The organism is Chlamydia pneumoniae TW-183, assembly GCF_000007205.1.
Classification (GTDB): domain Bacteria; phylum Chlamydiota; class Chlamydiia; order Chlamydiales; family Chlamydiaceae; genus Chlamydia; species Chlamydia pneumoniae.
In genome coordinates this window covers 822,975-835,713 of record NC_005043.1, presented here as the reverse complement: position 1 = coordinate 835,713, position 12,739 = coordinate 822,975, and the positions used below count along the sequence as shown (strand labels likewise).

Below are 12,739 nucleotides of genomic sequence, written 5' to 3'. Positions count from 1 at the left end.
GATATTGCTCTTTTTCATACGTAAGAGTATATTTTTAGGTTAAAAACTGGAGACATCGTGGACTATTTAGAAAAGTTGCAAGTCTTAATAGAAGAAGGCCAATCTGCGAACTTTTTAAGCCTTTGGGAGGAGTATTGTTTTAACGATGTAGTGCGGGGGCGGGAGCTTGTTGAGATCCTAGAAAAAGTAAAGTCTTCCTCTTTAGCATCTTTATTTGGAAAGATTGTGGATACCGTCGTTCCTCTTTGGGAAAAAATACCCGAGGGAAAGGATAAAGATCGAGTTCTTCAATTAATTTTAGATTTGCAAACATCTAACAGCCAGATGTTTTTTGATATAGCCACTGAATATGTGAATAAAAAGTACAGTGGAGAAGAAAACTTTAACGAGGCTTTGCGTGTTGTTGGGCTTCGTGATGGTCGTGATTTTCAGTTTAGCCTCAGCCGTTTTGATTTTTTGATGCATATGCATAAGGGAAACTTTGTCTTCCATCAAGGGGGTTGGGGTGTTGGCGAGGTTATGGGGGTCTCGTTTCTTCAGCAGAAGGTGTTGATAGAGTTTGAAGGAATTATGAGTGCCAAGGATATTTCTTTCGAGACGGCATTTAAAAGTTTAACTCCTTTGAGCGGCGATCACTTCCTTTCACGACGGTTTGGAGATCCCGATGGGTTTGAGGCTTTTGCTAAGGAAAACCCTATTGAAGTTGTTGAGATTCTCCTTAGAGATCTTGGACCAAAGACCGCAAAGGAAATCAAAGACGAGTTAGTTGATCTTGTGATTCCTGAGGCAGATTGGAATCGGTGGTGGCAATCAGCTAAGACTAAGATTAAAAAGGGAACTAGAATTATATCCCCAGACAATCCTAAAGAGCCCTATGTTTTATCTGATGCAGGGTGTTCTCATATGGGACAGTTGGAGCGTAAGTTGGGATTGAGTCTCAATAGCGCAGAAAAGATCTCTCTGATCTATCATTTTATTAGAGATTTGCATAGTGAATTGAAAAATATAGAGATTCGCAAGAGTCTAGTTAAAGCTTTGCAAGATCTTGATGTTGAGGAAGGTAATAAGTCTTTAATTTTGCAGAGAGAACTGCTTCTTTCTGAGTATTTGGGAATTAAGGATGCGAGCATAGACAAAGAGTATATAACATCCTTATCAGAAGATGATACCAGTCGTCTTTTGGAAAACATGCCTATTGTTGCTTTGCAAAAGTCCTTTTTGTCTTTGGTAAGAAAGTACTCTTCCTTCTGGCAACAAGTTTTTATGCAAATTCTTCTTTATACCACCTCTCCAACCATGAGGGATTTTGTATATAAAACCATTAAAAACGATCCATCAAGCGTAGAGGTTTTAAAGAAAAGACTTCTAGATAGTGCCCATCAACCAATGATGTTCCCTGAGCTGTTTGTTTGGTTTTTCTTGAAGCTTGGGAACCATGAAGATGGTCTCTTTGATCCTGAAGACAAGGAAGTCTTAAGATTGTTCTTAGAGTCAGCTTTGAATTTTATGTATCAAGTAGCCTCTACACCTCATAAAGAACTGGGAAAAAAGTTACACCACTACTTGGTGGGGCAAAGGTATCTCGCTGTGCGTCAGATGATAGAAGGCGCATCCCTTCCCTTTTTAAAAGAATTACTATTACTATCCACCAAATGCCCGCAGTTTTCTTCTTCTGATTTGAACGTTTTACAAAGCCTTGCTGAAGTTGTTCAGCCAACGCTAAAAAAGCACAAGTCTAATGTAGAAGAAGAAAATGTTTTATGGTCGACTTCTGAGAGTTTTTCAAGAATGAAAGCCAAGCTACAATCTCTTGTTGGCAAGGAGATGGTTGATAATGCTAAGGAAATTGAAGATGCTCGTTCTTTAGGGGATTTGCGGGAAAATTCTGAGTACAAGTTTGCTTTAGAGAAGAGAGCTCGCTTACAAGAAGAAATTCGCGTGCTATCGGAAGAAATTAATCGGGCGAGAATTCTTACAAAAGACCTTGTCTTTACAGATAAAGTTGGTGTTGGCTGTAAAGTTACTTTAAAAGGGGATGCTGGAGAGGTTGTGGAGTATACAATTTTAGGACCTTGGGATGCCGATCCAGATAGTTGTATACTTTCTTTACAATCCAAGCTTGCGCAGAACATGTTAGGGAAGAAGTTGAATGACGTGGTAATACTGCAAGGAAAGGAGTATAAGATTTCTCGGATACAATCCATTTGGGAAGAACATGGAGCATAGCGGGGTCGAACCGCTGACCTCAACAATGCCATTGTTGCGCTCTACCAACTGAGCTAATACCCCAAAAGATACAAAAAAGTATCATGTTCCAGGGTTTAGAATCAATCTTTGTTATAATTAGGTGTAGTCATATATGAGTTTTTTTAATCACATACCAACATTTTCTCCGGATGCTATTTTAGGTTTGCAGAACGTTTTCTTTGCAGATAAGCGTCCCGAAAAGGTTAACCTTGTGATTGGTGTTTATGAGCATCCGCAAAAGCGTTACGGCGGCTTGTCTTGTATACGTAAGGCACAAACTGTCATTTTGGAAGAAGAACAAAATAAGAGTTATCTTCCTATTTCAGGGTTGCAAATATTTTTAGATGAGATGCGTGAGCTGGTTTTTGGTGCTGTAGATCCGAGTGCTATAGTCGGGTTTCAGTCTTTAGGAGGTACAGGAGCGCTACACTTGGGAGCCCGGCTTCTTTCCGTGGCAAAAGGATCTGGTAAGGTTTATGTTCCCGAGCAGACTTGGAGCAATCATATACGCATTTTCTCTCAAGAGGGTCTTGAGGTAATCCGATATCCTTATTATAGCAAAGAACAAAAACAGCTGTTATTTGAACCCCTGATCGCATTTTTGAAGGAAGTAGAAAAGAATTCCGTTATCTTATTGCATGGTTGTTGTCACAACCCTACAGGTGTAGATTTTACTGAAGATATGTGGAAAGAACTCGCCATCTTAATGAAAGAAAGAGAGTTAATTCCATTTTTTGATACCGCATACCAAGGTTTTGCTCACGGCATAGAGTTGGATAGAAAACCTATAGAAATTTTTATATCAGAGGGAAATACGGTTCTTGTCGCTGCTTCATCAAGCAAAAACTTTGCTCTTTATGGTGAGCGTGTAGGATATTTTGCTGTTCACAGTACTTTTACTGATGAGTTGGTTAAAATTCACAGTTTCTTAGAAGAAAAAATTCGAGGGGAATACTCTTCACCACAACGTTGGGGTGTAGAAATTGTTTCTACAATTTTGAGTAATCCATATTTGAAAGAAGAATGGCAATCAGAACTCAATTTTATAAGAGAGTCTTTGGGTAAAATGAGAACAAGATTTGTTCAAGCTTTGCGTAAGGTTGCCGGTCATACATTTGACTTTTTATTGTCCCAACATGGATTCTTTGCATACCCTGGGTTTTCCGATAAACAGGTGCTCTTTTTAAGAGAACAACACGCTGTTTATACAACAGCGGGAGGAAGAATGAATTTAAATGGAATTACGGAAAAAAATATAGATCATGTAGTGCAAAGTTTTATTCAAGCTTATGAGCTATAGCCTACGCAATAAAAAAACAAAAATCTGCGTCTATATTATTATTGCTTTAGGGATTCTCTCTTTTCGAAGCATCCCTCAAGAGGTCTATGATAAGATCAGAAGCAGTTTTGTCTCTCTACACGTCAAATTTTTCCCTAAAATTAAACAAGCTCCTTCTTCTCATCTTGCTAATTTAGAATTAGAGAACCTCGTTCTTAAGGAGAGGGTGGCTTCTTTAGAAGAGAAACTCAAACTTTATGAGGTCTCTAATCACACTCCTCCTTTATTTCCAGAGATCTTAACTCCCTATTTTCATAAGTTGGTAGAGGGAAAGGTTGTCTATCGAGATTACACACATTGGTCTAGTTCTTGTTGGGTGAATGTAGGAAAAACTCATGGAATCAAGAAAAATTCTCCGGTGCTTTCTGGAAATGTTCTAGTAGGACTTGTCGATTATGTTGGAGAACACCAATCCCGTATACGATTAATCACAGATGTAGGAATGAAGCCCTCTGTAGTTGCTATGCGCGGTGATATTCAGTCTTGGTGGATAAAACACAGTCTTAGAGAACTAATCAGACAAGTAGAGCAGATTTCACACGCCTATATCCTTGAAAAGGATAAGTATGAAAAAATCTCTCAGCTACAAGAGTTAGATTCTTTAATACAGGGAGAAGGAGAAAACCAAGCTCTCCTAAGAGGAATACTTTCTGGAGTGGGTGGGGCTTTATGGAAAGAAGGGTCTTTATGTTTAGAGGGAGAAGGATTCTACTTTAGCGAGGGAAAAACTCTGCTACCTGGAGATATCTTAGTGACAACAGGATTAGATGGGGTATTTCCCCCAGGACTGTTGGTGGCTAGAGTCACCAAGGTAAAAGCTCCTCGTGATGGAGCCTGTACTTTCAAGATAGAAGCTCAGTCTTTGGAAGAAAAGCTTATGGAGCTGGATCAGCTCTTTATTTTACCTCCCCTAGAATTTAATCCTAATGATAGGCCTGACATTTTTGGATTGCTTTGGGATTGAAGTTAGGAATGTCTTCGCTGCTATTTAAAGCGAAAAACCCATTTCCTTGGGTGTCTATGCCACGGATAAAGATAACTCCAAGCTCTACATCATCATCAATTTCAAATTGATTTAAAAACTTCCTGACAGCTTTGACGTAGATCCTGCCTTGGTAATCTAATTTTTCTTGTTTTATGTAGATAGATAGGTTGCTTTTTGAGTAATCGGAGTTTGTCTCTCCTAAAAACGATGTTTTCCAGTCAATAATGTAGTACTTTCCTTCATGCTCAAAAAAAAGATCAATCACCCCTTGCCACAGCTCTTGGTTCTCTAAAAATAAAAAAGAAGTCTCTCGAAATATCTTATTCGGTAGAACTTGAGATAGAGAAAATGTCTGCGATGAAAATGTTAAAGGAGAAAAAAACGTCTTACTAAGTAGTTTAAGAATCGTTTCCTCGAATCCTTCAAGATGAGTGTGTTTTATGAAACGCATGATCGTAGACATCAAGTACTCAGTGTCTTGTAATAGAGAAAATTGAATAGATTCTAAAATTTTGTGTATAAGAATTCCTGTTTTTTCTCCCAGAGGAAGCTGTTGTTTTGAAATCGGGAGTTTGGAATATGGGATCGATTGCGAGTCTTTGTGAGTGTCCAATAGGAATTTTGTAGATGAGAAGGAAAAAATAGTTTTCGGGGGTGTCACTTTTAGAGCGAACGTCTCTAAAAGTGGCAGATTCAACACTGTGGTAGCATGTCCATGGTCCTTAGGTAGCGAATACGAAAATAAATCAGGATGTTCTTGATGTAGGTGGATAGCTAAGTCATAAGCCGAACTCTGCGTACCTTCTAATTTCACGTAATTTGTTAATGCGGAGCTTCTCTGAAGAGAAGGCGGTTGCGTGCTTATAGGTAGGTACAGCTGTTTTTTTGCTCTCGTGCAAGCAACGTACATTTCTCTTAGTAATTCTGAAGAGCTTTTATTTTTTTTACTTTTCTCAATTCCTGGACAAAAGACTATATCGTATTCGAGACCTTTAGAAGAGTGAATGGTAGTGATTTTTAAAGTTTCCAAGTCCTCAGAATAAGAAGATATAGCGAGTTCTTCTTCCCACCGTCCTGTTTCAGAAAAGTTTTTCAGGTGAAGAAGTTGGTGGTAGGGATAAGAAGAAATTGTATCTAGGTAACCACAAAGTTTCTCCATTTCCTGAAAAATAAGATCCCCTCTAGGAGATGAGAACAATACGTTTCCTTGCGTAGTCATCACTCGGTAAAATGTAGCCAGAAGTCCATGATGTGAGATGTAGCTATGTAGTGATTGGAAATAAATCGTAAAGTCTTCTTTTTTTGTTGTGACTTCGTCTAAAGAAAGTCCAAAAAGAGATGAGAACAATATCTTGCTGATTTTTTCATAATTCTCCGGGTGAAGAATGGCTTCTAGTAGAGCTGTAGTCAGTATGTGAGTTTCTGTAAGATGAAATATAGATTTGTTTTTAGAAAAGGAAACAGGAATAGTCGCATAGGAAATTAACTCAAAAGCTTGATTTGAGTCTGAGACCAGGACAACCATATTCCCTAGGGGAATCTTTTGTTCTTTTTGTAGTCTTAGCGCTTCTGAGAATATCCATAATGCCTGGTCTTTAATAGTTTCATAAAAGAAGAAATGAATAGGAGCGTGGGGGGGATTTTCAAATGTCTCACTACTCTGAGGATTTAGCGCATGGTATTCTATAGGTAGGTAGCCAGGGATCTCTAAAAATGGAGAGATTTTCCCGAATATTTGGTTGATGGCTTCCATGAGTTTGGGTGTAGAGCGGTAATTATTGACAAGCTGTAGTTGCTTGTCTTCTGAAAACGAAGATTTGGCTGTAAGATAGGTAGGAAGATCCGCACTTCTCCATTCATAAATAGATTGCTTGGGGTCTCCGATAAGAAATAACGATCCTGTAAATTTCGGAGAAATAAAGAGATTCGAAAAGATGCTCCATTGTTGCTTGTCTGTATCTTGAAATTCATCAATTAATACGAGCTGGTATTGCTCTCTAAGAGCTTGAACTACAGGTTGAGCTTCAGATGAAGAGAGTAGTTTCTCGAGGGCAAAGACGCTTTCATCGGGAGAGAGCCAAGGGGTATAATTTTGTTTAAGATACTCTTGGAGATCGACTAACAAAGTATTGAAGATTCGATCCAAGTTACAAAACTCTAAAGTACGCTCTACCCAAGACATGTTTTCTAAAACAGTAAAGGCAGCACAAGGCTTGTAACGTGCAAGACGGTGTTTGAAGTTGAATGTTTCTGCAATTTTAAAGAATGAAAATAAAGAGCTATGGGTCTCCGAAGTGTAAAGGAGATCCACAAAATGATGGAGATCATCAAGAATGGAAAAGGGCTGCTTTTTAAATCCTGAGATGTGGGCAGTTAGCTGATCTAGAAAAACCTGTTTTGGAATTTCTAAAAGAGAGTTGTATATTTGTTGATGCCAAAGAGAAATTTGCTCAAGTCTTTCAACACGTGAGGAAAAGTAGGAGGAGATTGGTTGGGTATAGCTGGCAAGTAGCTTATCCACCAGAGAAGATGTATGCTTCGAGGTTACATTGTAGCGAACTGCTAATAGATGAAACTGTTCTTGAAAAAGTACATTTTTCCAGAGGTCTTGTTTTAAATAGTTAGTGATGTGATGAAGAACTAATTGAGAGTGGGTCAGAGCAGGGTTTTTGTGAATAAGACGGGTCTTAGGAAAATATTGTTCTAGAACAAAGTTGCAAAAGCCATGAATCGTAAACAAAGACATCTGATCTAGAGTAGCAAGAGCATTGCGAACTTGCATGTAAATCTGCTTTACATTGCAATTGATATCTAAATATGTGGGTAAAGAAGCCGGCTGAGAGTTTAGAACCGCTTTTAATTCTCTTAAAGTTTGAGCAAGATTGTCTTTGATGCGAACCTTAAGCTCATTGGTAGAAGCATTCGTAAATGTAATTGCTAAGGCATGTTCTACATGTGTTAGCGAGCCTTCAATCAAGGCTCGCAACACGATCTGTTCTATAGTAAATGTTTTTCCTGTGCCTGCAGAGGCTTCTAGGAAAAATTTTCCCTGAATCGAAGAGTTTGAGTCAAAAATATTAAACGGCTTCACAGGGACCTCTGAAAAGAGATAAAATTTTCAAACGTTCGGATGCACCCACGTGATTTAAGATCTCCTCGATATTACGATTGTGAAACTGCCAGAAAATAGGAAGAGAAGGATTTTTAGCTTCTTCACTTATAGCAGAAAGTACTGCCTGATGAAATTTTTCTTCATCGTCTAAGGTTTTCCAACATAATGGAGAAAGTAGGGGAATGGGTTGCGAAGACATCAGGTGATAGACTTCTAAAACTTTACGGAGATAACCTTCAGGATCCGAAAAAGGAGGATGGTGGTTTTCTTTAGTATTGAACGATGTAAGCTTTATTAAAGCCGAATCTGAAGAGAGGTGCTGAGACATTTGTAACACCGCCAACGCTACATATCTTTCTAAGAGCTGTTTTTGTTCAGAAGAGGTTTCTGGGAGACTCCCTAGGGTTCTGGTTGTTTTTTTTAGGGAATCTCTAGGATCTATAGAACATAAATAAAGTCCCTCATTGCATACCCCATGAATTGTTCCATGGATTTGGACCGGATTTCCTTGGAAAGATAAAGAAAGAGGCGGGAAAAGGTAACTTTCATGATAGGGTCTCTCTTCGAAAATTGAGGAAGAGAATGTGACTGTATAAGGTGAATGTTTCGGATCTTTGTCCAATCCATTACGCAATAGGATTGTCTTTTCCCTATAGTAAGTAAAAAGCTCTTCAGCATGAGGAGAGATACTAGGGATCAGGTCATGCTCTTTGTCTACAAAACATTCATTCCAAAAGTCTTCGATTTGATGTTTTGTTGGAAAGAGTTTCTGTTGTTTTTTAAGGTGTTCTGGGTAGGAAATTCTGAGATTGTAATTGGTTTTTAAAAAGAGGTCTAAAGGAGAAAAGATTCCTTTGATAATTTCATTGAGAGAGAGATGTTGAGGAAGATTTACCTGCTTTACAGTTGGAATAAACAAGGAAGGGAGGAGAGCTTTTTTAGAATAGAAAGCATGAGCAAGAGAGTAGTTGTATTCTTGAGAGGTGTGTAAACAAGCTTTATTCTTGAAGAAAGCAGAGAGGTAGGGTTGTGTAGGTAACGTTTCTACAGGCAGGTCTAAGGTTTCTTTAATATGGTTTAGAAAGGGACTAGGAAGGTTGAATTGCGCTGCCGATGATATATAACTAATATGAAGTTCATGTTTTGTAGAGACTAAAATTTGTAGGAAGTGGAAATTTTCCTCGTCTTCTGTAGAAGAAAATGCAAGCTCTTCATGTGTTGTTGTCCTATTTAAAAGATCAAAAATGTCAGACGATGTTGTTTTATTAGCTCCTAAAATAAAGACATAGCCTTTAGGAATTAAGCTGAGGCTACTCAAACTACCTATGTAAGGTCCTGGCTTGTCATACAGGGGACTGGGTTTATGGAAATGAAGCAAAAAGTCTAAACAGAAATCAGTGAAAAAAAGAAGAGAACAGGAAGATGTAGCAAAGGTTGGGAAAAGAGAGTTCCTTAACGTTGTAATGAAAGAGGTCTCTTCGGGAGATAAAACAAAAATCTTTTCTAAACAAGAAAACACGTTTTGAAATAGATCTTCATAGCTATGTTGGGAGCTGGAAAGATAAAGGTTGATACGCTCTTGAATGAAATAAATTAAAGGTACTGTTGTTTCCCAAACTTCTACTTGGCTCACACGCCCACCCTCTTGATGGAATGGGTATTCTTCTAATATCAGATCACCTAGAGCTTTCATTTGTTGACCCGAAGCTCGGTCTTTTGAAGAAATTTTTCCCCATTCTGAGGAAAGCTTTTTAATCAGATAGGGAACCTTGTTTTGATCTATAGGTTGTTGTAGTTGTGGGTGCGTAAGGAGTTGAAGAATGTAATGTAAATCCCCTTGTGTTTGTAAAATAGAAGAAAGTAGGAGGATTTTATTTCTGAGATCTTCAGCCCGTGGATCTACTTCATCAGTAAAGTATATAGGCACATGAGGATTGAAAATAGCGTTTAGATGTACCTTGTAGCTCTCTATGTGAGAAGAGAGAATAAAAATCTCCTCAGGTGACACTCCGCGATGCAGAAGTTCTGTAACTTTACAAAATACCTCCTGGACTTCTCTGGGAATATTTAGAGCTCTATAAATACAAATGGTCTGCTTTGTTTGAGAGAAATCTTGAGGAGACGTGGGCTTGAGGTCTAAAATAGAGTTCTGTATTACCCCTAAAGAACTATCGTGTTTTGAAGGGAGAAACATCTCTTGATAGTCTATTTCCCTATCTAGGAAAAAATTTTGCGACGACTGAGATTTATGAGCTAAGTTTGCAAGAAGTGCTTGCCTGTCTGATAATACATAGTGTTCCCAGGCATTTTTTATTGGGGAGTCGGGAAGTTGATTCCAAAAGAAATCAATAGCTCTATCGGAAAGTAAATCACCAAAATATTCTCGACAGGGAGAAAAACAATAGAAATATACAGGGAAATACGTACTTAAATTAATAAAAAATTCCGCAAGATGTTTGGGAAGATGAGCATAACCAAAAATATGAAGGGAGCAGTCCTCCTCTTGCGTTCGATTATTTAAAATAGTGGTGAACATCTCTTCATAAGAAGAAAAATGGCTTTCCAAGATTTGAAATAATTCTTGGTAATGGGAGGCGTTTTTGGTCGGGCGTTGTGAAAACGTATGGAACTGCTTAAACGCAGCAGCAAGTTTTTTTGTTGTTTCGTATGTGGGTGGAGATAAAAACTCCCTTCCATTTTCAAATTTGGAAGCCTTCGAGATTTCTTCTAAAATATTATTTATTAACAAGGGAAGGGTAAGGTAGTCCGGAATATTGGGCTGCGAGCAACCCGAACCCAAGAATAAGTGTTTGACAATGGAATCCGAAGCAGTGAAAATAGTTGATCCCATAAAGATGTGGTCTGACAAGACATGTACAAGTTGGTTTTTTATCCAGTGCCCTGTAGTAGCATTTGCAACAAGAATCCACCTTTTGGTAAAAGGTTTTTGATGTGTGGACGTAATATCCTCCGCAAGCTGAGCTAGGAGGTGACGGGGCGAGTTACTGAAGCTTGCTCGACAATGTTTGGTGGCATTCATGACTGTTTCGGTTAAAAAAAAATCGTTTAGGGCACTAGTAACTACACATTTCCTGACGATTATAAACGATAATTTATATAAATTTCTTTTAGCGTTTTTCCTATTGGAAGGCAAAACTCTAACAGAGAATGCAAAGATTCTCTCCTGTGTAAGTTTCTTTTTTGCCCTTCCCTTTCTTTTACTAGCTCCGCTAGCTGGAAGTTTAGCAGATCGCTTTCAGAAACGGAATATTATCTTAGCAACCAGATTTATAGAGATTTTATGTACAATTCTCGGAACGTACTTTTTCTTTATCCAATCTGTAGTTGGGGGGTATGTAGTCTTAATTTTAATGGCATGTCACACCACAATCTTTGGGCCAGCAAAGCTCGGGATTCTTCCCGAAATGCTACCCTCAGAACAGCTCTCCCAAGCCAACGGGATTATGACAGCAGCCACCTATACAGGAAGTATTTTAGGTTCTTGCCTTGCTCCTCTTCTTGTCGATGTAACTCATCGTTTAGGTGTAAATAGCTATGTCTGGCCTACCTTAATGTGTGTTATTGTTTCTATTATCAGTACTCTTATTTCCTTCTGTATCCGACCTAGCAATGTGAAAAATGTGAAACAGAAAATCACCTTGGTGAGTTTCAAAGATTTATGGAAAGTTTTGAAAGATACCCGGATGATTCATTATTTGACTGTATCGATTTTTTTGGGATCTTTCTTCTTATTGATAGGTGCTTATACTCAGCTAGAGATCATCCCTTTTGTAGAATTTACTTTAAAATATCCTAAGCATTATGGCGCTTACTTGTTTCCTATAGTGGCGTTAGGTGTAGGCACGGGGTCGTACATCACCGGGAAAATCTCAGGAAAAGATATCAAAATAGGATACGTCCCTTTGGCCGCTATCGGCCTAGCTCTCGTATTTATGGGGCTGTATGCCTTTGCTTGTTCGATACTATTCGTGTTGTTTTTTTTACTCGCACTGGGATTTCTTGGTGGGGTGTATCAAGTGCCTCTCCATGCTTATGTACAATATGCAAGCCCGGAACATAAGAGAGGGCAAATTTTGGCTGCCAATAACTTTTTAGATTTCTTTGGAGTGTTAGTCGCTGCAGGAGTGATCCGAGTTTTGGGAAGTAACTTAGGCTTGTCTCCTGAAACAAGTTTTTTCTATATCGGTTGGTTTGTGCTCGCTGTCTCTATCTGGACATTATGGATATGGAGAGAACACGTCTATCGCCTGTTGTTGGGTATCATATTAAGACGGCAGCTAGGTTACTATTTAAAAATCCACCAGTCTTCGAGCCCGAAATGTTATTTTGTTGCCGTACAAAGTTATAGGGAAATCCGACGTGTTTTAGCTGCTCTAACCAAAACAGTGAGAAGCAGAGTCATCATTCTCGACCAAAAATTAGTGCCAGGATGGAGAGCGTGGTTATTGTCTTGGTGTGTTCCCACAGTTGTCTCTAGTGTTAGAGATAACGATTCTGAGGCCCAAGATGCCTGGGCTGTTCTACAAGCAAATCACCTGAAAACATCTTTGAAAAAATTTCCTGATGTCAGTGTTGTATGTTTGGGACTACCCAAGAATGTAGAGAGATTTACATCCATACTACAAGAACAAGGTATCGACTTGCATCCGATACAACTTGTTCAGAAAGAAGGGAAAAAAAGAGTGATTTATACTCTAGTGTTTCCTCATGCATAAGGAGTCTTGTACTCCTTTAGGAAACATCTAAGATACCGTAAATCGTTCTTATAAGGCATTCTGACAGTGTTTTTGCTTTTTTAAATCTATCTATACGTGAATTGGGGTTTTGTATAACATCCCTTGTTTATTGGGGGATGAAATATTTTTTTGGATAGAATTCTATCCTAAACTTCGTGATCAGAAAATGACTATATCTAAAGATTTCAATTTCTGATCACGAAGCTTTTTCTTTTGTCTCCTTTTAAATCAATAAATTCTCAAAGGACCCGCATTTTGTTGTGTGCTGATTACAAGAGAAGTACTAAGGAGAAAAATTT

The 12,739-nt window shown here is 38.5% G+C and carries 6 protein-coding genes and 1 tRNA gene; 4 read left to right on the top strand and 3 right to left on the bottom strand.

From position 1 onward, the window contains the following. Nucleotides 1-57: 57 nt before the first annotated feature. Nucleotides 58-2,226: a transcription elongation factor GreA gene (gene greA / locus CPB_RS05615; protein WP_010883379.1), complete on the top strand. Its 2,169-nt coding sequence runs from the start codon at nt 58-60 to the stop codon at nt 2,224-2,226. Here greA and CPB_RS03820 read toward each other — a convergent pair. Then, nucleotides 2,217-2,289: transfer RNA gene (locus CPB_RS03820), tRNA-Ala, on the bottom strand. The genes greA and CPB_RS03820 overlap by 10 nt on opposite strands. Before the next feature lie 70 nt (nt 2,290-2,359). Here CPB_RS03820 and CPB_RS03815 point away from each other — a divergent pair. Beyond that, nucleotides 2,360-3,547: an amino acid aminotransferase gene (locus CPB_RS03815; protein WP_010883378.1), complete on the top strand. Its 1,188-nt coding sequence runs from the start codon at nt 2,360-2,362 to the stop codon at nt 3,545-3,547. After that, a complete protein-coding gene (locus CPB_RS03810; protein WP_010883377.1) occupies nt 3,537-4,550 on the top strand; it encodes a rod shape-determining protein MreC in 1,014 nt (337 codons plus the stop codon). The genes CPB_RS03815 and CPB_RS03810 overlap by 11 nt, the downstream gene beginning before the upstream one ends. Here the strand turns inward: CPB_RS03810 and recB are convergent. Beyond that, a complete protein-coding gene (gene recB, locus CPB_RS03805; RefSeq protein ID WP_010895365.1) occupies nt 4,510-7,662 on the bottom strand; it encodes an exodeoxyribonuclease V subunit beta in 3,153 nt (1,050 codons plus the stop codon). The two genes, CPB_RS03810 and recB, sit on opposite strands and share 41 nt — an antisense overlap. Next, complete coding sequence (locus CPB_RS03800; protein ID WP_010883375.1) at nt 7,649-10,723, bottom strand: exodeoxyribonuclease V subunit gamma; 3,075 nt, start codon at nt 10,721-10,723, stop codon at nt 7,649-7,651. The genes recB and CPB_RS03800 overlap by 14 nt, the downstream gene beginning before the upstream one ends. Between CPB_RS03800 and CPB_RS03795 the strand changes: the two genes are divergently transcribed. Then, complete coding sequence (locus CPB_RS03795) at nt 10,722-12,419, top strand: MFS transporter (RefSeq protein WP_010883374.1); 1,698 nt, start codon at nt 10,722-10,724, stop codon at nt 12,417-12,419. The two genes, CPB_RS03800 and CPB_RS03795, sit on opposite strands and share 2 nt — an antisense overlap. The last annotated feature ends 320 nt before the right edge of the window (nt 12,420-12,739 follow it).

What these genes read in the sequence shown, in the direction of transcription:
- CPB_RS03800 (WP_010883375.1), bottom strand. Translation starts at nt 10,723, where the DNA reads ATGAATGCCACCAAACATTGTCGAGCAAGCTTCAGTAACTCGCCCCGT.
- CPB_RS03795 (WP_010883374.1), top strand. Translation starts at nt 10,722, where the DNA reads ATGACTGTTTCGGTTAAAAAAAAATCGTTTAGGGCACTAGTAACTACA.
- CPB_RS03815 (WP_010883378.1), top strand. Translation starts at nt 2,360, where the DNA reads ATGAGTTTTTTTAATCACATACCAACATTTTCTCCGGATGCTATTTTA.
- CPB_RS03810 (WP_010883377.1), top strand. Translation starts at nt 3,537, where the DNA reads ATGAGCTATAGCCTACGCAATAAAAAAACAAAAATCTGCGTCTATATT.